The organism is Fluoribacter dumoffii NY 23 (assembly GCF_000236165.1).
GTDB classification, from domain to species: Bacteria; Pseudomonadota; Gammaproteobacteria; order Legionellales; family Legionellaceae; genus Legionella; species Legionella dumoffii.
In genome coordinates this window covers 52,441-77,732 of the sequence record NZ_CM001373.1, presented here as the reverse complement: position 1 = coordinate 77,732, position 25,292 = coordinate 52,441, and the positions used below count along the sequence as shown (strand labels likewise).

Sequence of the window (25,292 nt, the reverse complement as noted above, 5' to 3'; positions counted from 1 at the left end):
TTTACACTAATTGGAAATAAATTTCGCTAGTTGAACATATTCAGCGATAGAAATTTGTTCAGGTCTTTTATTTCCATCAATTCCCAAAGCACTTAATTGTTCAGCCGTTATTATTCCCTTTAAATTGTTATTAAGCGTTTTACGGCGCATGGCAAAAGCACTAGCCACCAACCGCTCCAACTGCCCTGCAGACACTTTTTCAAAAGGCGAAATGCGATGAGGAGTAAGACGAACCACCGCTGAATCCACTTTAGGTTGGGGATCAAATGCTTCCGGGGGAACATCAAACAAATACTCCACAACACAATGATATTGCAGCATCACCGTTAAGCGGCCATATGCCTTACTCCCGGGTTGTGCTGCCATACGTTCTACTACTTCCTTTTGCAACATGAAGTGCATGTCCTCTATATGAGAGGCATAGTTCAATAAATGGATGAGCAAAGGCGTGGAAATATTATAAGGTAAATTGCCTACCACCCGTAAGTGCGTACCGAATTGGCTGTAATCCAGGGTTAGTGCATCAGCAGCAATCAGGTGCAATTTATTCTGCGCCACAGACATTGCTGACAAATGTTTTTGTAAATCCCAGTCAATTTCAACGGCAGTTAATTTATTCAAACGGCGCAGTAAGGGCTCGGTTAATGCACCCAGACCCGGACCAATTTCCAGCATATTATCTTCTGCTTGCGGATTAATTGCACGGACGATGTCATCAATAATGTGCCGGTTTTGTAGAAAATTCTGGCCAAAGCGTTTACGTGGGCTGTGCCTCACCTTAGTTATCCCCAAAAATAAAAGGCAATTATAACGTGCATCCCTGATAAAAAGTAGCCTGGGCAAAGTAAAGAGGATCCCGGTTTTCCATGAGCACGCGCCCCCAATTTTGCAAATCAAAGTCTGCGAAAATTATATAGCATAAACTTCACGCTTTGGTGTAAAATTCGGCCACTATGAACAAGGCTGGGATCATCATGGCTTATAGAAAAATGTTAAAATCCAAAATTCATCGTGCCTGCGTCACTGAAGCCGATTTGGACTATGAGGGAAGCATCACTATTTCTCCAGAGCTTCTTAAAGCAGCAAATATATTGCCCTATGAGGCAGTGAATGTTTGGAATATCACCGCAGGGACCCGGTTTGAGACTTATGCCATCACCGGCAAACCCGGATCAACTGAAATTTGTGTTAATGGAGCAGCAGCGCATTTGGTCACTCCAGGCGATTTGATCATAATTGCCTCTTTTGCCCAGGTACTGGAAGAAGATTGTGCAAGCCTCATTCCTACCGTTGTTTTTGTGGATCAGTTTAACCGTTTACGGGAAATCCGCCCTGAAAGAATTGGAGTCAAAAGCACAGAACTTGCTGATGCTTAATAAAGGCTCACACGTCCATTGAAAGACATTTTTCTCCGGGAATAGTTTTGATTGCAATATACCTCAGCTGTCTAAGGAGAAGTGATCCTTTCAATGGCGGTTGTGGGTGATAGAATAAAGCCTAACAATTACATTAATACATTTCATGCTCAATCATCTCCTGGAATTACGCCGTCGTGGATTGCAGACTTTAATTTGGTTTGTTGGCCTTTTTTTCATTTTCTTTTTTTGGGCAAATGATTTGTTCCAGGCTTTAGTTAGTCCACTGCTGCATACACTCTCTGGAAATGAAGGTTTAATTGCCACCCAGGTAACCTCGCCTGTATTTACGCCACTCAAAGTTGCTGCGGATGCGGCACTCTTACTAAGTGCCCCCATTGCTCTATTTCAATTTTGGCGCTTTATAAGTCCTGGCCTGTATGCAAGAGAGAAAACGATTTTGCGCTTTGCCTTAATCTTCAGCCTTTTGCTTTTTAGTGCCGGGGTTTTGTTCTGTTTTTATTTGGTTTTGCCCTTTATGTTTCATTTTTTTGCACACGCCTTACCTAAAGGGGTGCGCTACATGCCTGATATGGCCTATGCTGTGGATTTTATCACCAAAATGCTCCTGACCTTTGGCCTTTGTTTTCAAGTGCCTTTAATTTGTTTTGTTCTGGTGCGGTTACAAATCATTGAGGTGACAACCCTTAAAACAATTCGTCCCTATATCATTGTTGGGGCGTTTATCGTCGGCATGCTACTTACCCCCCCTGATGTTTTTTCCCAAATCATGCTTGCTGTTCCACTGTGCTTGCTCTATGAAACAGGGATTATCTTTGCCATTTACTTTATTTAACGCCTCGCTACATAAAAACAAAGTGATCACTTATTGTTCACTCGATAATTGTATTCTATAATGCGCGCCCAGAGTTTCATCATTTAAACGTTGTGAGCAAAAAAATGATAAGTAAACAAGAATTAGAACGTCAATATCAGGAAAAACAAGAACAAATTAACACCCAAAGACAATCAATTGTTGAATTGCAAAAAAACCAATTAGAAAAGGCAACAAAAATAGAAGAATGCAATCAAAAAAATGCAGGCATCATTGCCAGGGAAATACCTTCTATTTTGAGACAAATCCAGCTAGAGGCCAGCTCATCAGAACAGCTTGATTGTAAAAACAAAGAATTTGTCCTTGCACATGTCGAACAGCAGTTATTAATGATAACTGCGGAAGATAAACGATACAGAGAGATCGCTAATCCTGAGAGAATCGAAAAAATACTGGCATTGCTAAGCAAGGTACAAGATCATCTTAACAAGGGCGTCCAACATTATGACAGTAAAGAACTTGCAAAATTAGCAGATGAGTCAGGAGTTCCCAGCAGGACACTACCTGCAAAAAAAGGATTTAAGTTACTGCTTGAAATATTGGGGGAAGATCCAAAAAAATACAGCTACACATGGAAAAGTACTGATTACCAGAATTTATCTACAGTAGTTCCTCTTGTAATTGAGAGAACAACTTTTATAAAAGACGAGGATAACCGTTATTTTACCCAACTCACACAAGCCTCAAAATCAATAGAACAGCTGAAAAGCAAACTGATTTCCACTTACGAAGAAAGGGATCGACTGGCCGGCGAAGTTACTGACCTCGGGGAAGAAATTATCAGAATAGAAACGGGTTCATTGCAGGAACTTATCCACCAAGCAGAGACGCTGGAGCAAGAATTGAGAAAGCTTGCGGAACAAGAAAGACAAACAGAGCTCCGCAGAATACAGGAATTAAGAGAAAAGTCCGAAAATACATCGCACCATCGAGAATCAGAGGTTGAAAGTTCCGCAAAAAATGAATTAGGAAAAGAAGAGCCCAAACAAGAAATTCAGGCAAATGAAGAGCGTGTGGCTTTAGCCAGAACACTTAAAACCATGCTTGTTACTTATCAAAATGAGCGCAATGCCCATTACAAAGCCAAGGATTTCTTTAACCATAAAGATAAAGATTTGCGTGAGGAATTCATCAGAACTATTGGCGATGAAAATAATGGTTTGTTAAAGGATTATGTGATCTCTGGAAACTGTGAGGAAGTACTGAAAAAAATTACCAGTGGAATAGCGTATTTCAAAGGCATCAAAATGCAAGCTACCCTCAATAGAATGGTGGTTAAATTATTAGATGCCCACCAGAAATCTGAAGTGATAGAAGATCTTGCCGTGAAGGCGCAAGCGACACTTTCAATTTTTACCCAAAGAAAAGGCAGGCCTCAACAATATGCACAGAAAATTCAAGACTTATATGAAAAAATTGCCGGCATAAAAGCTTATGCAGCCACCCTACCTGAAAATAAACAGGGAACAATTAATGAGCTTGGTGATTTGCTTCAAAAAGACCTTGATCGTTTTGTCATTCAAAGTCCAAATGAGCTTCCCGCTAAAGATGCATATCAACAATTTGACCTGAGAATTACAGCAAGATTACACAGTCAAGATGATATAATGAGCGACGAACAGTCCTGGTCGGCAATTGTGTTTAATTTTCTGTTGTGCGTCGCTACCCTCGCTAAATTAATCTATTCAAAAGCCAAAACCGGAAGGGCTTCTTTATTTTTTGACAAAACTGAAGTTCAAAAAGAAATTGAAGCCCCTGTAGATGCTGCTTTAGAGGATTTACGCAACTTTTTTACTTTGGAAAGCTAACCAACTCGCTTTTTTACGGGTGAAGGCAGGCTTGCCTTAGCCCGTTTAGCGGTTTGCTGAAATGAATTGCCAACTTATCCAGCGCTTCAATAGTTGCTATTCAGAGTCGATTTTTCGTGAGTACCCAGCCATTATGTTCTATCATTAAACATATAGTTTTTTAATGTAAACGGAATGAACACATCTGGGAAATTAAGATTGGCGGGACATTTGCAGGCACAAGAACAATTACGCCCAAAAGCCTCCAATTTTTTTAAAAAATTAACCAAACTATATGCCCAAACAGATCCGGCATTAAAAGAAGAATTAAAAAAAATTCTTCTGGGCCTCTTAAAAGACACCGATAAATTAGCTGTTCTCTTAGTCGACCTGCAAAATGACTTTGTACTTCCAGATTTTGCCTTATATGCTCCGGGGGGCGAAAATACTCTGCTTCGCAATATGGCCTTGCTTGATGTGCTTGAGGACCTCATAAATACCCATGACCAACTTGCTCCACAAATTGAACTAATTACCACGCAGGATGCCCATGTATTCGAACGGGATGAAGAGCACATTGATGCGCAAATCATGGCTAAAGGTTATGATAAAGTGCATGCAACTAAAACGTTACAAGTAGAACGCAATGAATTGAAAGAGTTTAATTTGGCAAGGGCGCACTATGGATTACATTGTCTACGAGGCACCATAGGGGCAGCCATTTCTGATCCAATTGAAAAACGCTTAAAAAAGCTGCACGCTAAAATTAGGATTTATCGGTTCGCTAAAATCAATTTCTCTGCTCCTGAAGCAGGAATGCTGTTAAAAAAAGGAATTGACTTAAGCGATCCTCGATTTTTAAAGCAGACCAACAATGTTTATGATGAGGGCGGTCTTACTTTTCTGCAGTTTTTTCAAAAGCAAAAGTACAGCAAGGTAATCATCACCGGGATTTGCGGAAATATCTGTGTTCAACAAGCTGCTGAAGGGTTGGCAACTGCAGGAGAAAAGGTGTATGTACTTGATCCCTGTGTCCATTATTTAATTGTCCCGGGAATAAATTCATATGATGAAGTATGGTCAAGAGTTCAGCAAAGTTATGCTGCAAAAGGAATAAGTTTAATTAGGCTGGATCGTTTTCGCTCAAACCCTGAATCGCCTTTATAAGGCTTCAGCAGTCCCTCACTAACATTCAAGCTTAATTTATTTCTACCGATATACTATTCGAAATGCTCAACAAAGAGGCTTATATGAATAAAATTGCGCAATTTAATATTGGAGATTTGGTAATTCATAAAAACAGCCGCTACAGAGCGATTGTAGTGGATGTAGATCCATTATTTCAGGCTTCAGGAAATTATAATCCGCAAGCACAGAAGCGTGAATTTGCAACGCGTAATCCCTGGTATCGATTATTAGTGGATGACAGCAGCCAAATCACTTATGTAGAAGAGTGTATGTTGATTGCCGATACGAGCCAAATGCCTATTAACAATCCACATCTTCCCTTTTATTTAAAGGAAAACGAAGGGCATTACAGCAATGCAAATCCCAAGCATTAAACATTAAATGGGCAACACTATTTATAGAGTCGACCCTAAATCACACCCAGGCTAGGAGCCAAATCAATATCCCCTTTTAGCTTGGGTGAAGCATGAGAGTACGTCAGGCTGTTCTTAGGTATTTCTTAAAATTAAAATTAATAGCGCAATAAAACCAATTAAAATAATCGCTAGAACGCCCATAGAGAAAAAACTTTTATTTAAATTCTCTCTACTAAATTGCTCAGGATTTCCTTTTATTGCCCGATATAAAATAAAAAGAATCAATCCGGCGCCAATAAGCCCCAGAATTTGATATAAAGTCTCCATAGCATGCTTCCTTATTTGGCTTCAAAACTAAATGCATCTGAAAATAAATGAGCCCTAGTCACTCCCTGAGCCACTAATGCATCACGGGTACTGTAGACCATATCAAAAGGCCCGCTGATCACTATCTGCCAGTCCCCAAGATCATGCGGGTGTTTGGTAAGTACATGAGAAACCAATGGCACGCCATTGTCTTCTGATACAGAAGAAAAATAGTTAAAGCGGCTCACATGAGTTTGCCAATTCCTTACTTTTTCATCCATATATAAATCGTTTTGTAAACGAGCTCCCCAAAATAGCTCAAATGGGCGGGTGTCTGAAGTAGATAATAACTGCTCAATCATAGCTTTTACAGGTGCAAATCCAGTACCACCTGCAATGAACAGGATAGGACGATGAGGATATAAATGCTCAATAGAACACGTCCCAAACGGCAAACGAAGATTTACCGATCCATGTTGTTTAATATAAGCAAATAATCGCTGCGTGTAGGGATTATCCAAACTGTGACGAATATGCAGTTCGTACTTATGAGAGCCTAAGGGGGCATTGGCAATAGAATAGCTAAACGCTTCTCCATCAAACAGAACTTGCAGGTATTGTCCTGCTTGATAATCCACGTATTTTTCCGGTGTTAAAACCAAACGCATGATAGTGTCTGTTAACGGTGAAATATCTTCTACAAGCGCTTTGATCGTTTTTTCCTTCATTCATCTAACCCCAAAGAAGACCAATAACCATCAACTTTTTTCAAAATCTCTTCATCCATGACAATGGGCTCCCCCCATTCCCTTTGCGTCTCACCCGGCCACTTATTCGTTGCATCCATTCCTATTTTTGAACCAAGACCGGAAACAGGAGAGGCAAAATCCAGATAATCAATCGGAGTATTTTCCATCATCACAGTATCTCGTGCGGGATCCATACGTGTGGTCATCGCCCAAATCACATCCTGCCAATTACGGGCATCAATGTCATCGTCACATACGATTACAAATTTGGTATACATAAATTGTCTTAAGAAAGACCAAACGGCCATCATAATTCGTTTCGCGTGTCCAGGATACTGTTTCTTCATGGTAACGACTGCTAAGCGATAAGAGCATCCTTCGGGCGGCAAATAAAAATCAACAATCTCCGGAAACTGTTTTTGCAACAAGGGAATAAATACTTCATTTAAAGCAACCCCTAAAATCGCGGGCTCATCCGGTGGCCGACCTGTATAGGTACTATGGTAAATGGGATTATCTCTGTGAGTCATGCGTTCCACAGTAAACACAGGGAAGGACTGTACTTCATTGTAATAACCCGTGTGATCCCCATAAGGTCCTTCAGGTGCCTCAACCCCGGGTTCAAGGTAGCCTTCCAAAATAATTTCTGCGCTCGCAGGGACGTGTAACTCATTTCCGATGCACTGCGTTAGACGGGTACGTTGGCCCCGTAATAATCCTGCAAAGGCATACTCCGACAAAGTATCAGGGACAGGGGTTACAGCGGCAAGTATCGTTGCCGGATCAGCTCCAAGCGTCACTGCCACAGGAAAGCGTTCGCCAGGATAAGCTTTTTGCCATGCCTGATAATCCAGTGCTCCGCCCCGATGGGATAACCACCGCATAATCAATTGATTTTTATTTAACAATTGTTGACGGTATATTCCCATATTTTCCCGCGTTTGATAAGGCCCTTTGGTAGTGACCAGCCCCCAGGTAATTAAAGGAGCCGCATCTTTGGGCCAGCAGGTTTGAATAGGCAAAGTGGTCAAGTCAACTTCGTCTTTTTCCCATACGTGGTGTTGGCATTCTGCCCCGCTCACATACTTGGGGGCCATGTTTAAAGCCTGTTTTAGCAAGGGGAGTTTATTAAAAGCATCTTTAAATCCTTTGGGAGGATCAGGCTCTTTTAAGGCAGCTAATAATTTACCTATTTCCCTTAAGGCAGTGATGCTGTCTTCACCCATACCCATGGCCACGCGTTCGACAGTGCCAAATAAATTGGTCAGCACTGGCATTTGATGATTGGGGGTATTCGTAAAGAGAAGGGCCGGTCCACCAGAGCGCAGTACTCGGTCACTGACGGTTGTCATTTCAAGATAGGGAGACACCGGATAGGTTATGCGTTTTAATAAATTACGTGATTCCAGTTGTGCAATAAAATCTCTCAAATCAGAGTATTTCATTAATAAAATCCCCTAGAGTAACCTGGGTGAAAGAGAACGTGACACCCCGGGTGTGGCTTGAAGCCTCCACCCGGGATACATTTTATGCAGGTACTACTCTTGACGTTTCATTGCATCAAAGAATTCAGCATTGGTTTTATGGTTTTTCATGCGTTCAAGCAAAAACTCAATTGCATCACATTCATCCATAGATTGTAGAATTTTACGCAATATCCAGGTACGTTGCAGATCTTCTGGGCTTAACAACAGATCTTCGCGGCGTGTACCTGAGCGGTTAATATTTATGGCAGGGAAGACGCGGCGTTCAGCAATGTTACGGCTCAAATGGATTTCCATGTTACCGGTTCCTTTGAACTCTTCGTAAATCACCTCGTCCATCTTAGAGCCTGTATCTACTAAAGCCGTAGCAATAATAGTCAAGCTGCCGCCTTCTTCTATGTTACGTGCTGCCCCATACAAACGTTTGGGCCGTTGCAGAGCATTCGCGTCAACCCCCCCTGTAAGTACCTTACCGGATGAAGGAATCACTGTATTGTAAGCTCGAGCCAGACGTGTAATCGAGTCAAGTAAAATAACTACGTCGCGCTTATGTTCAACCAGACGTTTGGCCTTTTCAATAACCATTTCAGCAACTTGAACATGGCGGTTAGCGGGTTCATCAAAAGTACTGGCAACTACTTCACCTTTAACAGAACGTTGCATTTCAGTTACTTCTTCAGGGCGTTCATCGATCAGTAAAACGATGAGATAACATTCCGGATAATTTTTTTCTATAGAGCGTGCAATGTTTTGCAGCATTAAGGTTTTTCCCGCTTTGGGTGGGGAAACAATCAATCCACGTTGTCCTCGACCAAAGGGAGCACATAAATCAACGACTCGAGCCGTCAAATCTTCAGTACTGCCATTACCTTGTTCCATAACCAAGCGTTCGGTAGCAAATAAAGGTGTAAGGTTTTCAAATAAAATTTTTCGTTTGGCACTATCAGGCGAATCATAATTGATTTCATCAACTTTCAACAAAGCGAAATAACGCTCACTGTCTTTGGGGGGGCGGATTTTACCTGAAATTGTATCACCAGAACGTAAACCAAAACGTCTGATTTGGCTGGGTGATACATAAATATCATCAGGGCCTGCCAAATAAGAACCATCGGCAGAACGCAAGAAACCAAAACCATCAGTCAGGACTTCTAAAACACCATCACCATGGATGTCTTCACCTTTTAAGGCGTGGGCCTTAAGAATGGCAAAAATAATTTCTTGTTTGCGCATACGGGAAGGATTCTCGACACCAATCTCTTGTGCGATGTTAAAGAGATCGGCAATAGGCAATTGCTTAAGTTCACTAAGATTCATACTTCTCACTTGATTGGTTGATTAATTTCGAATTGGGTATCCGGGAAAAATATTATTTCAAGAATAGCAGCTAAGGATTCTGCTGCCTATGTGATATATTCAAAGTATATCACATATTGCAACAGGCTATCACAGCTTTACTAAAAGATACAACAATTTTTATTTAGAAAAATAAAAAATTAAATGTGGCTCTCAACAAAAGCACTTAATTGAGATTTTGAAAGCAAACCCATTTTAACTGCTTCAACCTGACCGTTTTTAAATAAAATTAATGTAGGAATACTCATTACACCGAATTTTGCAGGAGTTTGAGGGTGCTCATCAATGTTAATCTTGGCGAAAGTTACCTGCTCACCGTGAGTAGCCGCTACTTCTTCCAATATAGGGGTTAATGCGCGGCATGGACCACACCATTCGGCCCAAAAATCAACTAAAACAGGTTTGTTTGCCTGGATTACATCCTGCTCAAAACTTGCATCTGATATTGTTTTAATAAGATCACTCATGAGTTAACCTCTGTTGTTTTAAAATTAATTACCCGCCAAACTCATTGTACATTAAGAATTGATGTCATTTGGCAATAGTTTGAATGAAAAATAACCGGGAGATCAGGCACCTCATCCTAGCAAATGTTTTTCAAAAATTTTCATTCGCCCTGCACATAAATCCATTGAACCCAGATTTTCGCATTGAGAGAAACTAACTACAAGTATTATTATAGATCACCACCTACTGCTTGCAATACACTCAATGCCGTAATTGCGGCAGTTTCTGTACGTAATATTCTTGGACCTAGAGATAAAGGTTGAAAGCCATGCTCGCAAGCAAATTGTACTTCCTGGTTACTTAAACCCCCTTCCGGACCAATAAGCAAAGCAATCGCAGAAGCTTCAATTAAATAATCCCGCCAATTTTTCTCCCCACCTGGATGCAAAATCAATTTTAACCCCTCTTGAGCTTTGCGGCTGTATGCATCCAAAGTAACAGGCGGGTTTACCATTGGTACTTGATTACGCCCTGATTGTTCGCACGCGGCAATGACGATTGCCTGCCATTGATGAAGCTTTTTTGCGAGGCGCTCCTTATCTAATTTAACAACGCAACGCTCTGTTATAACAGGAGTAATGCTCGCGACCCCCAATTCAACTGCTTTTTGCATCACAAACTCCATGCGCTCACCCTTGGAGATGGCTTGTGCCAGGTGGATGGTTAAGGGAGACTCACGGCTTACCTCTTTTATAGAGCCGATAATTACAGTAACCTGCTTTTTTTTCACCGCCTCTATGGTTGCATCAAATTCGCGGTTATCGCCGCAAAATAACGTAATCTTCTCACCTGCCTGCATGCGCAGAACCACTCCAACGTGCTGACTGGCTTCGGGAGACAATTCCACAAGCTGGTCTGTATAAAAATTTCCAGGTTGATAAATACGTACGGCTCTCATGTGCTTTAGCTCTTTTGCGTAGCCTGGATGCAGGAGGGGGGCAACAAATTACATGGGAATCCCGGGGTTCCGCTTCGCCGCCCCAGGCTACATTTCTCAAATTGACATCACTATAACAAAAATTACTTATTTTTGCCCTATGTGATAGAATTTTTATTTCAATAAAAACGCTGTAAGGAAATTAAAAATTATGAGCAAAACACGCATAGAATCTGACAGCATGGGTGAAATTGCTGTTCCTGCCGACAAGTATTGGGGCGCCCAGACCGAACGATCATTACACCACTTTAATATAGGCAATGACATTATGCCACGTGAAGTGACGCACGCTTTTGGTATTTTAAAAAAAGCTGCCGCCCTTACAAACCTGGATTTGGGCAAGCTACCCAAAGATAAAGCCGATTTAATTATCCAGGCAGCCGAGGAAGTCAGTAAAGGGTTACTGGATGAGCATTTTCCTTTGCATGTATGGCAAACAGGAAGCGGTACGCAGTCCAATATGAATGCCAATGAAGTCATTTCGAACCGCGCAATTGAACTGGCAGGTGGAACGATGGGTAGTAAATCACCTGTTCACCCCAACGATCATGTGAATATGTCCCAGTCTTCAAATGATACCTTTCCAACCGCTATGCATATTGCTGCAGCAATAGCTCTTAATCAGAAGCTTATTCCTGCTGTAAAAAATTTACGTGATGCCTTTGCCGTTAAAATGGCGGCTTTCAAGGACATAGTTAAAATTGGCCGTACTCATTTGCAAGATGCGGTGCCAATCACCTTAGGACAGGAGTTTTCAGGTTATGTCGCGCAACTGGATGCCTGCCTGCAACGGCTGGAAGGAGTATTACCCGAGCTTTATGAGTTAGCTGCAGGAGGAACTGCGGTTGGAACCGGTTTAAATACCCATCCCCAGTTTGCAACCAAAGTAGCGGAGCATATTGCTAAAATAACCAAGTTGCCGTTTGTAACTGCACCTAATAAATTTGCGGCTCTGGCATCACATGAAGCCCTTGTGAACGCGCACGGTGCAATGAAAACTTTGGCTTGTGCCTTAATGAAAATTGCAAATGATATCCGCTGGCTAGCCTCTGGCCCCCGCTGCGGGATCGGGGAACTAATCATTCCGGAAAATGAACCAGGGTCTTCAATCATGCCAGGAAAAGTTAATCCTACCCAATCCGAAGCCATGACCATGGTTTGTGCCCAAGTACTGGGAAATGATGCGACTGTAGGTATAGCCGACAGCCAGGGTAATTTTGAGTTGAATGTGTTTAAACCCGTGATTATTTTTAACGTACTTCATTCCCTCAATTTATTGGCTGATACCTGCCATTCCTTCCAGGAGTTTTGTGCTGAGGGAATCGAAGCCAATCATAAGGTTATTGATTATTACTTGCATCATTCTTTAATGCTTGTTACTGCCCTCAATCAACATATAGGCTATGACAAAGCAGCGAAAATAGCGAAAACGGCACATCAGGATAACTCCTCCCTTCAAGAGGCAGCAGTAAAGCTCGGAATTTTAACAGCAGAACGCTTTGCTGAATTAGTTAGACCTGAGGAAATGATTGCACCAAAGTAAATCATAAGAAAAAAACTTGAAAAACGATGCCGATTTATTGCATAGTTTGCCCCCGGTTAATTTGAAAGGCATGTTCCTATTAAAAAAGGGGAACATGTCCTGGCAAAACAATTTAACTTGTCCGAAGTAAAAATGGACTTTGCTTCTTAAAGTATTGGAAGGAAAAACTTTATAAAAAGCTAAGGTTCAGTCATGAATGAAAAAAGAATAAGAAATACAGTCCCAACACCTGCATTATTTAATGAAAAAAATGCCCGCACATCTCATCAAGGCAAAGAAAAAGATTGCAAGAAGAAAATGAGCTTCTTTGGTGATCGAGGTTCCAGAAACTTTGTAAAAAATGAAATGGTTCGAGATGGACTGGAAGCAATGGAAATGGAAGCAGGAGTGCAAAACGACAGAAGTGAGTCTCATACTCCGGCAAAATGGTAAACACATCAAGTTGGACCTTTTAAGGTCCAACTCCCTTAACTTCCATGAAGTTACTTCGCCTTCCACTTCTATAGAAAACGAGCTTGTCTAAAAATTATTGAATAACTGGAATTTGTGGCGCAGCGTTTCTTTTAGGGCCAGGAGTGGCTTTTTGCGTAGGATCTTTTGAGGCATAGGTTTTTTGCGCTTTAGCTTTATTGACCGTATGTTGTTGCTGCTGGGTATTCATTTTCTCATAAGATTGAACATCTGCATGTTCGGAGCGCTGCATATCCATGCATGCACACAAGCCCAAAGTTAAAACAAGCCCAAAACCCCATTTTATTAATTTTAAATTTATCATCGTTTGCTCCCTGCTTTTTTGGTTCAAAAATTAAATATAAATTAAAAACTTTAAAATCACCACCCTAATTTTTAGAAGATTCTTTTTTTTGCCTAAAAACCCTATAATCAATCGACCCATTCTTCAATAAAGGACTAGATATGATTTATCCCAATATACTTGCCGCCATCGGAAACACCCCAGTAGTTAAAATTAATCGCCTTGGCCGTGAGCTCGATTGTGAACTGTATGCAAAATGTGAATTTTTAAATCCAGGTGGATCTGTTAAAGATCGTATTGGGTATGAAATGGTAGTTAATGCAGAGCGTGACGGGCATATCAAACCAGGTTATACCCTGATTGAGCCTACTTCCGGAAATACAGGAATCGGTATTGCCTTGGCAGGTGCCGTGTTAGGTTACAAGGTTATTATTACCATGCCTGAAAAAATGAGCCAGGAAAAACAATCAGTACTTGAGCGATTGGGAGCAAAGATTTACCGCACCCCGACGGAAGCAGCTTATGATGCCCCTGAAAGCCATATCTCCCTGGCTAAAAGACTGAACGCAGAAATCCCCAACTCCTACATTCTTGATCAATATTCCAATCCGAATAATCCGAACGCCCATTATCATGGCACAGCCCGGGAAATTATTGAGGATTTCGGCAAAAACTTGCATATGGTGGTTGCTGGGGTTGGTACAGGCGGCACGATTTCAGGAATCGCCAAGCGCCTTAAGGAATATAACCCGGAGATTAAAATTATTGGCGCTGATCCCGAGGGCTCCATTTTGGGCGGCGGAACTGAAATCAAATCCTATGCAGTAGAGGGAATAGGCTATGATTTTTTTCCAAATGTTTTAGACAACCGTTTAATTGATAAATACATTAAAACAAATGATCACAATTCGTTTCACACGGCAAGGGATTTGATTCGTGAAGAAGGATTGCTGGTTGGAGGGTCTTCCGGAGCTGCAATGTGGGCCGCACTGCAAGCAGCACGAACTTTAGGCAAAGGGGAAAAATGTCTGGTCATTTTACCTGACTCCATTCGAAATTATATGTCTAAATTCCCTACAGACCAATGGATGAAAGAGCAGGGCTTTTTATAAACTCACCGTGAAGCAGACAAGGAATTTTGTTTAAAACCTGCCTCTGCTTCACTGCCTGTAAGTCGTTTATCTCAATGAAATAGTAGATTGTCGTTCAATTTGATCAAATAAGGTATCTGGCTCAATTTGCTTTGTGCTAATCCAGCCAGCCAAAGCATTGGCCAACAGCTCAATAGTTTGTTGTTCGCGTTCCTGGGGGACATCAGCAATAACAGAATTTCCTTTAGCCTGCTCAAGGGTAGATAAGGAAACTGTAGCGTTGGATTGTACTGGGTAAAAAGTAATATAGAGATCCATTAATTGTTCGCGGCTTAACTCACCTGCAACGACCATGCTTAAAATGGTCTTGCGCCATTGCTCATAAGATTGCAGGAGCTGTTTATTATCCTCTGCAATGAGATTGATAATATCGCTTAAACTTTCTCTTTGTTCTTTTGTATTTTCCACAGGTTTCGGTGCATTAATGGCTAATTGACCCACATAGGCAAAGTCTGCTTTTTGTTTCACTGCAGGGAAATAGTTTTCCCCTTGAACTTGAATTACTAAATTTATCTTATTAGACATTATGCTTCTCCATCATATACTTCTTTTTTTCTCAGTTCCTTCCCAAGTTCTTTAAAGGATAAGGTAATATTAATCCCCAAGTTGTGAGCTAAGGCATTTAAAGCACTTGCAGGAAGCTTCACTGTGGGATCACGCAAATAACTTTTTGGAGTTTCAGCACTTAGCCCAGCAAATACATCTCGATACATTAAGGGATGAGTATACAATTCATCTACCGCCAACTGACGTAATACATAAGCCATACACTCTACTAATTCTGATTTACGGGAGCTGTTGAGCAACATCCCCATCCGCTCTGGAAGAGTTAAATAAGGTTGGTTACTTATATATTTTGGGAAATGTTGATAAAACCGTTCCAGAATTTTTTTCAAAGTAGTCTCATTGCCGCGTTGGGAAGTGTTTTGTAATGAATCGATAAGCGCCACAGCAACAGCATGGAATTGTTCTGTTCCAACATTGATAAAACTGTATTCTGCCCGAGGCTTAGGCTCATGATGCACAAAAGCTTTATTACTAAAAAAACCTGCCATAATGCTCTCCCACACCCCAACATAACTCCATTCTAATGAATGAAGATTAAGGAAATATTAACTATAAAAACCATGAGGTATAATTTACAGTTACTGTTATTTTTAAAAATCAAACCTACAGGAATAAAATAAACATTAGTATTATTAATTCTATACTACGTGCAAAAATTTTACTCTATTATCCTGCAATAAAACAGGAATTATGTATAAGGACTTACTTTTGAGCCACTTAATCCCTTATTTTTTTTGTTTGCTGCTTCTTCTTATAACTTTTTTAGTTCACTTAAGATTTAAAAGCAAACCAACCCAAGTGAAGCATTGGCAAAAATCCTTAAATTTGCAGGAGCATGCGCGGGTCTTTTCCCTACTTTACAAAAATGCTGATGGTTTTCAGCTTTCCCGCAATGCCCGCCAAAAAAATAATGCAATGGAATATGCCTATGGGGAAATTAAATTTATGTCCTTTATCGCGCTCTTATCCCTAACCAACCCGGATGCAGACACAGTATTCTATGATTTGGGTTCAGGAATAGGGAAAGCAGTTTTAGCATGCAGTATGGTTTTCCCTATTCGTAAAAGTGTCGGCGTTGAATTATTCCCTGAACTTTACGTGGATGCATGTACCCGAGCAAAAGACCTGGCAAAAATAAAAAATTATCAAGATAAAGCCGGGAAAATTAATTTCATTTTAGGAGATTTTCTTGAGGTCAATTTAGATGAAGCAACTCTTGTTTTTATTAATTCCACTGCTTTTTTTGGTCCTATCTGGCATAAATTATGTGATAAGCTGGATAACTTACCTCACCTTAAAACGGTTATTACCATCAGCAAAACCCTGCCTTCCCCGTATTTTACCCTGGTAAGACGCACCAAAGTGGAAATGAGCTGGGGCGTGGTTTTTGCCTATATCCACACTAGAAAAACTCACCTTTTAACTAACTGTCTTGAAAATATTGAATAATTTTTTTCCCAGTCTATACTTATAAAAAACGGGACAATTGTCAGCACCTGATTTCTATTGGTAGCAGACTTTGATACGAGACAAAACGAGGTGGGTATGATCAAATCGGAACTCATTGAACACATCGCTGCTCGAATGACGCATCTTACTGAAAAGCAAGTTGCTGACGGTATAAACAAGATTTTGGAATTAATGAGTGAAGCACTCATTAAGAATCAAAGAATAGAAATTCGGGGATTTGGCAGTTTTTCCCTTCATTATAGGCCCCCACGCAATGCCCATAATCCAAAAACCGGTGAAAAAGTCGTAACTAAAGCGAAACACAGCCCTCATTTTAAACCTGGGAAAGAATTACGTGAACGCGTTGATGCATCACGGGATAAATATAAATTAACTGATGAGGAATAGAACAATTTTCTACCTATCAGCAGTTGGGTGCTATTCAAAGCACCCAAAGCCCAATATTGAGGCCATAACCCTTTCCTTTGCGCAGGCACCCTTTCTTTGCCGCACTCCCAAGATCTATTGGATAGAGACACAATGAAGTGTCTCCACGGAGAAATTTCTTTGCCATCAAGTCCGTGGCAACGTAACGCCTGTTTGTCCTTGATATTTTCCTCCGCGATCACGGTATGAAACCGCACACACTTCGCTGGCTTCTAAAAATAGCATTTGGGCTACCCCCTCATGGGCATAGATTTTGGCGGGCAAGGTGGTCGTATTGGAAAACTCCAAGGTGACATGTCCTTCCCACTCTGGCTCCAGAGGGGTCACATTCACAATAATTCCACATCGTGCATAGGTAGATTTGCCCAGACAAATCGTCAATACATTACGTGGGATCCGAAAATACTCTACAGTCCTTGCCAAGGCAAATGAATTGGGAGGAATTATACACACATCGGATTGCACATCGACAAAACTGTTTTCATCAAAAGCCTTTGGATCGACAACGGCAGAATTAATGTTAGTAAAAATTTTAAATTCATTCGCACAACGAACATCATATCCATAGCTGGATACTCCATAGGAAATAATTCTTCCATTTTCATTTTCACGCACTTGCCCTGGTTGAAACGGCGCAATCATTCCATGCTCAAGCGCCATTTTTTCTATCCATTTATCTGATTTAATCGACACGTTAAAAACCTCATGAAATCTTCAAAGAGAGTGTTCTATCATAAAAGCCGGATAAACGAAAGGCTGTAGTGATACCCAATCTTAATTCCTCATTTTAATTAATTGTTTTATGAGGAAAATCTCTCTTGAGCGTCGTTTTGGCATTTTCTTCAAAAAGATGGCGTATACTTTATATATGTACACCCAGTACCCAGAAGTTCTAAAATGGACCAAGAAAAATTAACGTACATTCAGGCCGCCAAACAAATTGGCTTTGTGATGAAACACCGCTATATAGACAATTCTGAACTTAAATTTATCAAAAAAATGATTCAAGGAAGTTATACGACTTTCGGCTCGTCTTATCCTGATAATGTATTTTTAAACCTGGGGTTATGGGATGAAAAAATTCATAGAGAATATACACAATTGGATTTCAATTTTTCTAAAATCTCGGAGATTCAGGATATTTATTCGCAATTGCTTCTTTATTTTTTAATAAGACCGTTAATTAAAATGGAGTTTTTTAATAAAAAATTGTTGGAGATTGGCTGTGGCAATGGCCTCGGTGTGCGAGCAAGTTCTGAATTGCTGAAAACCGATTACGCGCTTGGTGTCGATCTGGTAAATCATTTGATTACAAATGGGCATCGTAATTTTTATAAGGAAGATGCCATCAATTACATTCAATCTGATGCAGAAATTTTACCTCTAGCCAATGAAAGTTTTGATATTGTTACCAATCTGGAAAGCTCTCATCTTTACCCTCGGATAGAGTATTTTTTCTCTGAAGTGGAGCGTGTTTTGTCGGTGGGCGGCTATTTTTGCTATGCCGATCATTATTACAAACATAAAGATCAAGCCAACCGGTTCGAAGCCTTCCTGAAACAAAATGGCAAATTAAAAATCGTGCAAAAGCTAAATATTACCAAGCTTGTCCAGGCCTCCCTGTATCAACGCCTCATTTTAAATGAGGATATGTATTACAATCTGGCAATGTCTTTTGTGGATAATGATGACACTAAATTGCTGCAAGAACTTTCAATAATTACGGCATGTTTTGGTTTGATTTTCCTGCCCTGGTGGAAGATAAAATTTAAAAATCCCAAGCTGCAAATTATTGCCAAATATGCACGCAGGGAAAAATTTTGGGGTAAAAAATATTATTTTTATTACCTTGTGCAAAAGGTTAAACAATGAGAATCAAGAAAATAAAAGAAGTCGAGTATGAATACGGACATGAGGAATACATCAAACAGCTTCTTTATACTTCCAAAGAACCTCTGTTAATCAAGATTAAAAATTTCACTGATAAATTTACTCTGGACTATTTTGAAGATCTTCTCGATGGAATCACCACTTATGATACCTATGAAAATGACCGGCGAAAATCCCATGAATCCGCCCACTATACCCAAGTTATAAACCAAATAAAAAATAACATGCCCCATCGTATTTTTGGACAGGTTTTTGGCAGAAAAGCCTCTGCGGCCATCGAATATTATGTGCCTCTTTGGCAAAAAATTCCGCTACGGCCCCGGTATTTTAATAAAAAATTAAAAGTTGTTTATTTCTTTGGCGGGAAAGGCGCTCATACTGAAATGCATTTTGACAGAGAGCATTGTTGTAATCTTCACTTATGTTTATGTGGAAAGAAGAAGTTGCTATTGTTTACCGAAGATCAAAGCGACTTTTTATATAAAGTGCCCTTTGTCGGCGATACGTTGATTGATTTTGGTTTGCCTATGGAAGAAATAAAAGAGCAATTTCCCCGACTTGAACAAGCCGAGGGATATGATGTGTCACTGGAACGTGGCGATATGTTGTTTATGCCCAGAAACTGTTGGCATTATACAACCTATATTGATGCTTCTGCTGCCGCTACTTATGTTTTTTATCCAAAGAAACGCTTGCAATTCTATGGTTATTTTACCGGATATTTTTATATGGGCTTACTCGGAAAAAAAGAAGGGGGTTTGGGCATTTGCACCTGGTCGCTATTTAAGAAATTCCGCCGCAACTATGCCCTAGCAGATGGGAGAAAAAAACGCCTATTTAAAATGATTGAAAAAACTTCCTACCTGTTTTTACTTCCAGTAATAAGTATTCTGGTGCGCATTTCTTTTCTACGAAGACCGCGCAGGGTTTATTGAATCCCCTCACTATTTTAGATTAATAAATAGAGCCCGGATGCTGGAAACCATCCAGGCCCTCCAACTATGCCTTATTTTTTCTTCGCAGCCATGTTGGATAAAATATCACCAAGCTCCATTGGCATTGGGAAAACAATGGTCGAATTATTCGTGCTAGCAATAGTCGCTAAGGTCTGCAAATAGCGTAACTGCATGGCTTGCGGTTGCTGAGCCAATACTTGCGATGCTTGCAATAATTTCGCAGAAGCCTGTAATTCCCCTTCAGCATGGATTACTTTAGCCCGGCGTTCACGCTCGGCTTCTGCTTGCCTGGCAATAGCGCGAATCATACTTTCATCCAAATCAACACGTTTGATTTCTACGTTAGAGACTTTTATACCCCAATTGTCTGTTTGCGCATCCAGTATTTTTTGTACGTCACTATTTAAGCGTTCGCGTTCAGAAAGCATTTCATCCAGTTCATGTTGCCCTAGTACGGAACGCAGAGTTGTTTGTGCCAACTGACTGGTAGCTTCGTAGTAATTTTCAACTTGAATAATCGCATTTTCTGGGATAACTACCCGAAAGTACAACACGGCATTAACTCTTACAGAAACGTTGTCTTTGGAGATAACATCTTGACTGGGCACATCCATGACGATGGTTCGCAAATCGACCCGCACTACTTGCTGGATCACCGGAATAATCAGCACTAATCCCGGTCCTTTAACCCGCCAAAAACGGCCTAACATAAACACTACGCCCCGTTCATATTCTCTAAATACTTTAACTGCCGAGATAAAGAGCAGCAGTATCAATACCAGGATTACGGTAAAAAAAGATCCCATTTCATTCTCCTCGATTACTTGTATCTTCCTCAATCTCCAACACCAACCCGGAAGTTGCAGTGACGATGATTGGACTATTTGCGGGAATTAATTTTTTTGAATGCACGCTCCAAATCTCACCGCAAACCATTGCCTGGCCCTCTAGGTTGATAGCACCCAGGGTTCGGCCTTTGGCGCCTACCAAAACAGCTACTCCGTGCTTTACCCTCTGACGTCTTGCTTTTATAACCACGCTGAGCAAAAACACAAAAACAAAGATATTTACAAATACCATTGCTGCTATTACTGACCAGGCTATATGATACAGCGCATTATTCGTATCAAATAGCATGATTGAACCAATAATAAATGCAATGGTGCCGCCACCGCCTAAAGTTCCAAATGCCGGTACAAAGGCTTCTGCGATGATAAATCCTATTCCCAATACAATAAGGAAAAATCCTGCATAATTAATCGGCAATAATTGGAATGCATAGAGAGCAATACAAATTGAGATGGTCCCAATCACCCCTGGAAATAAATGTCCTGGGTTAACCAATTCAAAAAAAATGCCATATATTCCAAGCAACAATAACAAATAAGCTACAGTTGGATCAGTAATTATCGATAAAAACCGTGTGCGCCAATCAGGCTCAATTACCTGTATTTGCGAGTTACTGGTATTAAGGACTATTTTTTGATTGTTTTGGATTACCGATACCCCATTCATCTGCGCCAGTAAATCCTTTTCATCGACGGCAATATAATTAATGACATGCGCCTTTAAGGCTTCTGTGGCTGTTAAGGTCTCCGCATTTAACACCGCCTTTTGGGCAAAATCAGGATTTCTCCCTCTTAACTGTGCCAACGACCGTATGGTTGCTACAGCATCATTTGTGATCTTTTTCTTCATGGTGGTTTGTTGATTTGAATTCTCCTCACTTCCAAAACCTGTTTCCCCCATATTGACGGGACTGGCTGCCCCCAATTGGGTGCCGGGGGCCATAGCCGCCAAAGTACTCGCATAAAGCAGGTACGTTCCAGCACTTGCGGCGCGTGCCCCATTGGGACTGACGTAGGTTACGATTGGAATATTGGAGGATAAGAATTTTTGAATTATGTCCCGCGTTGACTCATCAAGCCCCCCTGGGGTATCCAAGTTTATCAGGATCAAATCCGCATTTTGGGCTGTATCAAGGTTGCGTTCGATATAATCTACAGTGGCAGGTCCAATTGCCCCTTTAATATGGAGTTCAATCACTTTCGCAGCATTGGATATGGACGTACTGGCAAGTAAAATGGTTAACATCCAACATAACCGGGAGAAGAATAACCTTAAACCAGATGGCATCAATATGGACCTTGGCATGGTGTATGATCTACACATGCTCCTTTCCCTTATGAAAGACCTATATGATAAAAGATAGCACAATTTGTGCTCTTTATGGGGTGAAGAAAGGGAAACCTGGAGACAATAAATTCAACCCCAGGTTTCTTCAAGTTCAAAACTACAGTTTTTAGAAATACACTCCAATTTGCGCCGATACAGTGTCCGTAGTCCCGCCTGTTCCTACTGTAGGTGCGTTTACAAGTCCTGGAGGTGCCGCCCCATTAGCAAATTGATTTTTTCCATAATCCAATTCATGCCGGTATTCAATACTTTCGACAGTATCTTTCCAGATTGAAATATTAAAGACTCCGATAAAACGCTGCTCGGGTAAGTTCAGAGCAAGTGCGTCTTTAGTCCATTGATAACCAAGACCTACGGAAGAGGGTCTGTTAAATGCTCTAAAGGTCACACCGAGTTCGGTTTGTAAGGCCTGGGGTTTTGCACCACGTCCATTAAAACTCAAATCTTGGGCACGGAATGCCTCGATTGCTCCGACCCATTCGGCAGCAAAGTTAAAACGGTCATATCCCAGGTTAGCATAAACATCTACAGCTTGGGTCTTGCGAACTGCTTCATTTCCATTAAGTACTGAACCGAAGCCACCAAAGGTTCCCGGATTTGCCGCGGTGCTTTGCATTCCGGCAGCATCATTAATCGAGCTTATATAACTTGCACCCACCTCTCCTCTTATATCATTCGAAGAAAATGTATACCCGCTGTTTACACCACCAACTCCTGCTCTTCCTAAAGTGGTATCACTGCGATAAATGTATGTTGAGATGAAGGGGCCAGTATCATTTTGTGATTTATAACCCAGAATAAATGGTCTTGTTTTGGTGCGAGCCATATCCAGGGTCACTGGAGAACTGATCATGGCGCTGGAATAACGTCCAAACGGCACATATAATTGCCCTGCAGTAAAGTAAAAGGGAGTTTTGTCCAAATTACCGACGTTAACAAAGCCCATATTTAGGTTAAATGCCGAATTGTCAATTCGGGGGCCAACTTCCGGGGGGCTGGCATCATAGGCAATTGCGATATAGGCCTCGACGTTTTGATTTAGTGCGACAGCGACATCCAGCTCGCTTGAACCCAAGGTTAGGTCAACGTTTGTACCGCCTACATAATTACTATTAATCATCCCCACCGGTTCCGCTTTCCCACTGAGGGCAATAATCGGTCTTTCGGGAATGGGATATCCCATATTATGATAGGCCCTATATAATTTTCGACGCTGCTGCATCAAGCGTACGTCACGGTTAATACTTGAAATATTGACGATATAATCTGAACCATCAAATGCGGGTCTATCACCTAGATAGGGAGATGCTACCACAGGTGTTCCTGCAATATAGGTAACTACTCGATTTTCTCCTACCAGGGCGGTGGGATAAAAACCTATTGCTTCTGGATGTTCCTCCGGAGTATGTACAGACAAAGTTGATGAATGGTATTTAACCATTTTCTCTGTATCGGATGGATGTTGGGCTTGATTTTTTGCCTGTTTTTTATGGGGCGCTGTTACGTGTTTTTTTATTTCCTTTTTATGCGTCTTCACTGATTTATGGGTCTTGGCTGAATGGTGCACTTTTTTTGAAACGAGTTCCTTTTGCAAGGCATTTAATTGACTTTGTAACTGTTCTGCTTGTCTTTGTAAACGCGTTATTTGACTTTGCAACTGCTGCTCATTTTCCGCATAGATTGGCGATGATAAACAGACTAGAGCCAATAGGATTTTTTTGTACTGCATGCGGTACTCCTGTTCATTATTTTTAATTCCACATCGGATAGGGCAAAAAATTATAGCTTGTGAAATTAGCCATGGCTAGCCTATTTTTCACAAAATTGCTTAATTTTTGTTACTTGATACTAAAAAAAACCCATACCTGAAGTATGGGTTTCAATTGAGAGATTGATAGGTGTTTGGCTGTTAGGAGCTCTTAAGCATTACCAATTAGCTTAAGACCAAAATAGGGTCCAAAAAGTCCATAATCCACGGTGCGAACCGGACCAAATAAATTGGGTAATGTTTGCGCTTCCAGAACATGAAAATAATTAACTATCTGGTAACCTGCTTGAATGTTTGCAAGACCTATAGGTGTTTGCTGAGCAAAGTTGATGCCCAGTTTTGCCTCGAGGCTTGGGACCACGCCTTTTTTGCGGTATGCCACTTGTTCCACAATAGCTTCAGTCGGATATACAGTGAATCCGGCATGGTACCTGTTGGTTCCAATCAAAATGGAACCTGAACCATTTGCGGTGAGGCTAAGCGCATTCGTCAGATAATACGCATAATCAATTCCAACCACTGGTCCGAAGCCTTTATATTCAGTATTATCAAACTTAGAAAAAGGATTGCTTGCAATAAAAGGAATTTCTTCGGTTATATAATAGCTTTTCGATGTTGATTGGATGTTCGCATATTGTAAACCTCCGTAGAACCGCATCTTATCTCGCATGCCCAGATCGGTATGTTGTCCCATAACCACATTTACCTGATCAATTCTATTGCGGCTTATAAACTCAAATGGTGCGGGAATTGGTGGCAATCCTATGGAAGGGATAACCAGGACTCCTGCTAATTCTGTGGGATCTATAGAAGTGCTATAGTGCATCCAATTTACGGAAACATCATTTCCAGTATTAAAATGATAAGAACCTTCTAGACGATATCCCCAGTTCCAATCATTTTTTATTTCTTTATTTAAGGGTAATGTACCAAACTGGATCGATTTTTCACTACCATAGATCGATCTTAAATACAGCGCCTGGGCGCTAAAATCCCAAAGGTTTGTTACGCATGGAACGGTAACGTTACCTGGGGTACAAACAGGGCCCATACTTCCGGCAGTAGCTATACTTGCTGCCAATCCCAATACTGATATAGTTATTTTCTTAAACATGAACACTCCATTAGAAAAAAAAAGCCCATCATTCTGACGGGCTTTTATAAGATCTTAATCAATTAAGAAATTAAATGTTTCCTACGTACTTCAGTCCGAAGTAAGGACCAGCAGCAGCGAAATCAGTTGAAGTAACTGGTAAAACAGTTGTGTTTAACGCATGGATGTAGTCAAACCACATGTAACCAGCGTCCAGAGTTAAATCACCTTGTGCCATTGCATAAGTGTAGTTAGCACCTAATTTAGCTTCCAATTCAGGAACAATCGCTGTTCTGCTACCAGAAACGTTAACAGTGAATGTAGTAGGAAGAACAGGTACAGAACCATCAGCATCAACGAAATCAACATCGTAACCGTGTTTTTGTGAACCAACTAATACAGCAGCAGCTGCTTTAGCATAAACACCAAAACCGTTGCCGAATACGTAGTTCATGTCGATACCAGTACGTGGTCCGAAACCGTTGTACTGAGTGTTGCCTTCGAAGCCAACAGTAAAGTCAGGAACGCCAGCGTCGAAATCTGTTGCGAACGCGTGCA

General features: G+C 40.9%; 28 protein-coding genes. 12 read left to right on the top strand and 16 right to left on the bottom strand.

Translation table 11 applies throughout. The annotated features are described in order from the left end of the window. Positions 1 to 6 precede the first annotated feature (6 nt). Complete coding sequence (gene rsmA, locus KYQ_RS00370) at positions 7 to 777, bottom strand: 16S rRNA (adenine(1518)-N(6)/adenine(1519)-N(6))-dimethyltransferase RsmA (RefSeq protein WP_010652223.1); 771 nt, start codon at positions 775 to 777, stop codon at positions 7 to 9. A 197-nt stretch (positions 778 to 974) separates the two neighbouring features. Here rsmA and panD point away from each other — a divergent pair, with 197 nt between their 5' ends. The 5 genes from panD (at position 975) to hspQ (ending at position 5,599) form a co-directional block, all read left to right on the top strand. Beyond that, positions 975 to 1,376 (top strand): aspartate 1-decarboxylase, encoded by a 402-nt coding sequence (panD, locus tag KYQ_RS00365; protein WP_010652221.1) that lies wholly within the window; start codon positions 975 to 977, stop codon positions 1,374 to 1,376. Positions 1,377 to 1,521: 145 nt separating this feature from the next. Beyond that, positions 1,522 to 2,211, top strand: a complete 690-nt coding sequence (tatC, locus tag KYQ_RS00360) for a twin-arginine translocase subunit TatC (RefSeq protein ID WP_010652219.1) — start codon at positions 1,522 to 1,524, stop codon at positions 2,209 to 2,211. 104 nt (positions 2,212 to 2,315) lie between these two features. After that, a complete protein-coding gene (locus tag KYQ_RS00355) occupies positions 2,316 to 4,058 on the top strand; it encodes a hypothetical protein (protein ID WP_010652217.1) in 1,743 nt (580 codons plus the stop codon). 174 nt (positions 4,059 to 4,232) lie between these two features. Next, on the top strand, positions 4,233 to 5,204 hold the full coding sequence (locus KYQ_RS00350; RefSeq protein WP_019349440.1) for a cysteine hydrolase family protein: 972 nt from the start codon (positions 4,233 to 4,235) through the stop codon (positions 5,202 to 5,204). Between the two features lie 83 nt (positions 5,205 to 5,287). After that, entirely contained in the window at positions 5,288 to 5,599 is a 312-nt protein-coding gene (gene hspQ, locus KYQ_RS00345) for a heat shock protein HspQ (protein ID WP_019349439.1), read from the top strand. 114 nt (positions 5,600 to 5,713) lie between these two features. Here the strand turns inward: hspQ and KYQ_RS00340 are convergent, their stop codons facing one another. The 6 genes from KYQ_RS00340 to KYQ_RS00315 form a co-directional block, all read right to left on the bottom strand. Further along, positions 5,714 to 5,908, bottom strand: coding sequence for a hypothetical protein (locus KYQ_RS00340; protein WP_010652214.1), 195 nt, complete (start codon positions 5,906 to 5,908; stop codon positions 5,714 to 5,716). Positions 5,909 to 5,919: 11 nt separating this feature from the next. Then, positions 5,920 to 6,615, bottom strand: a complete 696-nt coding sequence (locus KYQ_RS00335; RefSeq protein WP_010652213.1) for an NAD(P)H-flavin reductase — start codon at positions 6,613 to 6,615, stop codon at positions 5,920 to 5,922. Continuing rightward, positions 6,612 to 8,081, bottom strand: a complete 1,470-nt coding sequence (gene ubiD / locus KYQ_RS00330; protein WP_010652212.1) for a 4-hydroxy-3-polyprenylbenzoate decarboxylase — start codon at positions 8,079 to 8,081, stop codon at positions 6,612 to 6,614. The genes KYQ_RS00335 and ubiD overlap by 4 nt, the downstream gene beginning before the upstream one ends. A 93-nt stretch (positions 8,082 to 8,174) precedes the next feature. Further along, complete coding sequence (gene rho, locus KYQ_RS00325) at positions 8,175 to 9,437, bottom strand: transcription termination factor Rho (RefSeq protein ID WP_010652211.1); 1,263 nt, start codon at positions 9,435 to 9,437, stop codon at positions 8,175 to 8,177. Positions 9,438 to 9,616: 179 nt separating this feature from the next. After that, positions 9,617 to 9,943 carry a thioredoxin gene (gene trxA, locus KYQ_RS00320; protein ID WP_010652210.1) on the bottom strand — a complete coding sequence of 109 codons (327 nt, stop codon included), beginning with the start codon at positions 9,941 to 9,943 and terminating at the stop codon, positions 9,617 to 9,619. A gap of 209 nt (positions 9,944 to 10,152) precedes the next feature. After that, positions 10,153 to 10,881, bottom strand: a complete 729-nt coding sequence (locus KYQ_RS00315) for a 16S rRNA (uracil(1498)-N(3))-methyltransferase (RefSeq protein WP_010652208.1) — start codon at positions 10,879 to 10,881, stop codon at positions 10,153 to 10,155. Between the two features lie 190 nt (positions 10,882 to 11,071). On the opposite strand from KYQ_RS00315, the gene fumC reads away from it, so the two are divergent. Continuing rightward, positions 11,072 to 12,463, top strand: a complete 1,392-nt coding sequence (gene fumC, locus KYQ_RS00310) for a class II fumarate hydratase (protein ID WP_010652206.1) — start codon at positions 11,072 to 11,074, stop codon at positions 12,461 to 12,463. Between the two features lie 192 nt (positions 12,464 to 12,655). Beyond that, positions 12,656 to 12,895 carry a hypothetical protein gene (locus tag KYQ_RS00305; RefSeq protein WP_010652203.1) on the top strand — a complete coding sequence of 80 codons (240 nt, stop codon included), beginning with the start codon at positions 12,656 to 12,658 and terminating at the stop codon, positions 12,893 to 12,895. A gap of 94 nt (positions 12,896 to 12,989) precedes the next feature. Here the strand turns inward: KYQ_RS00305 and KYQ_RS00300 are convergent, their stop codons facing one another. Further along, positions 12,990 to 13,238: a hypothetical protein gene (locus tag KYQ_RS00300; protein ID WP_019349438.1), complete on the bottom strand. Its 249-nt coding sequence runs from the start codon at positions 13,236 to 13,238 to the stop codon at positions 12,990 to 12,992. A 140-nt stretch (positions 13,239 to 13,378) separates the two neighbouring features. On the opposite strand from KYQ_RS00300, the gene KYQ_RS00295 reads away from it, so the two are divergent. Further along, positions 13,379 to 14,329, top strand: coding sequence for a pyridoxal-phosphate dependent enzyme (locus tag KYQ_RS00295; protein ID WP_010652198.1), 951 nt, complete (start codon positions 13,379 to 13,381; stop codon positions 14,327 to 14,329). 66 nt (positions 14,330 to 14,395) lie between these two features. Here KYQ_RS00295 and KYQ_RS19390 read toward each other — a convergent pair whose 3' ends face one another. Both KYQ_RS19390 and KYQ_RS19385 read right to left on the bottom strand, forming a co-directional pair. Continuing rightward, positions 14,396 to 14,893 carry a hypothetical protein gene (locus tag KYQ_RS19390; RefSeq protein ID WP_019349437.1) on the bottom strand — a complete coding sequence of 166 codons (498 nt, stop codon included), beginning with the start codon at positions 14,891 to 14,893 and terminating at the stop codon, positions 14,396 to 14,398. Continuing rightward, positions 14,893 to 15,423, bottom strand: coding sequence for a hypothetical protein (locus KYQ_RS19385; protein WP_019349436.1), 531 nt, complete (start codon positions 15,421 to 15,423; stop codon positions 14,893 to 14,895). Before KYQ_RS19385 ends, KYQ_RS19390 begins: the two co-directional genes overlap by 1 nt. Before the next feature lie 202 nt (positions 15,424 to 15,625). On the opposite strand from KYQ_RS19385, the gene KYQ_RS00280 reads away from it, so the two are divergent. Together KYQ_RS00280 and KYQ_RS00275 are read left to right on the top strand one after the other, a co-directional pair. Further along, positions 15,626 to 16,384, top strand: coding sequence for a class I SAM-dependent methyltransferase (locus KYQ_RS00280; RefSeq protein WP_010652197.1), 759 nt, complete (start codon positions 15,626 to 15,628; stop codon positions 16,382 to 16,384). Between the two features lie 96 nt (positions 16,385 to 16,480). Next, a complete protein-coding gene (locus KYQ_RS00275) occupies positions 16,481 to 16,792 on the top strand; it encodes an integration host factor subunit beta (RefSeq protein ID WP_010652195.1) in 312 nt (103 codons plus the stop codon). Between the two features lie 165 nt (positions 16,793 to 16,957). Here KYQ_RS00275 and dcd read toward each other — a convergent pair whose 3' ends face one another. After that, positions 16,958 to 17,524 carry a dCTP deaminase gene (dcd, locus tag KYQ_RS00265; protein WP_010652194.1) on the bottom strand — a complete coding sequence of 189 codons (567 nt, stop codon included), beginning with the start codon at positions 17,522 to 17,524 and terminating at the stop codon, positions 16,958 to 16,960. A gap of 204 nt (positions 17,525 to 17,728) precedes the next feature. Between dcd and KYQ_RS00260 the strand changes: the two genes are divergently transcribed. Together KYQ_RS00260 and KYQ_RS00255 are read left to right on the top strand one after the other, a co-directional pair. Continuing rightward, positions 17,729 to 18,703 (top strand): class I SAM-dependent methyltransferase, encoded by a 975-nt coding sequence (locus tag KYQ_RS00260; RefSeq protein WP_019349433.1) that lies wholly within the window; start codon positions 17,729 to 17,731, stop codon positions 18,701 to 18,703. Then, positions 18,700 to 19,656: a cupin-like domain-containing protein gene (locus KYQ_RS00255; RefSeq protein ID WP_010652190.1), complete on the top strand. Its 957-nt coding sequence runs from the start codon at positions 18,700 to 18,702 to the stop codon at positions 19,654 to 19,656. Before KYQ_RS00260 ends, KYQ_RS00255 begins: the two co-directional genes overlap by 4 nt. A gap of 71 nt (positions 19,657 to 19,727) precedes the next feature. On the opposite strand, the gene KYQ_RS00250 is transcribed toward KYQ_RS00255, so the two are convergent. From KYQ_RS00250 to KYQ_RS18095, 5 genes are all read right to left on the bottom strand, one after another. Further along, the gene (locus tag KYQ_RS00250; protein ID WP_010652189.1) at positions 19,728 to 20,483 is read right to left on the bottom strand and encodes a slipin family protein; all 756 of its coding nucleotides are present in this window, start codon (positions 20,481 to 20,483) and stop codon (positions 19,728 to 19,730) included. A gap of 1 nt (position 20,484) precedes the next feature. Further along, positions 20,485 to 21,849 (bottom strand): NfeD family protein, encoded by a 1,365-nt coding sequence (locus tag KYQ_RS00245; RefSeq protein WP_432419133.1) that lies wholly within the window; start codon positions 21,847 to 21,849, stop codon positions 20,485 to 20,487. Positions 21,850 to 21,979: 130 nt separating this feature from the next. After that, positions 21,980 to 23,602: an LbtU family siderophore porin gene (locus KYQ_RS00230; RefSeq protein ID WP_019349429.1), complete on the bottom strand. Its 1,623-nt coding sequence runs from the start codon at positions 23,600 to 23,602 to the stop codon at positions 21,980 to 21,982. Between the two features lie 190 nt (positions 23,603 to 23,792). Next, complete coding sequence (locus KYQ_RS00225) at positions 23,793 to 24,755, bottom strand: Lpg1974 family pore-forming outer membrane protein (RefSeq protein ID WP_010652178.1); 963 nt, start codon at positions 24,753 to 24,755, stop codon at positions 23,793 to 23,795. Positions 24,756 to 24,825: 70 nt separating this feature from the next. Next, positions 24,826 to 25,292 (bottom strand): Lpg1974 family pore-forming outer membrane protein (locus KYQ_RS18095; RefSeq protein WP_019349428.1); only part of this gene is annotated, 467 nt, incomplete at its 5' end.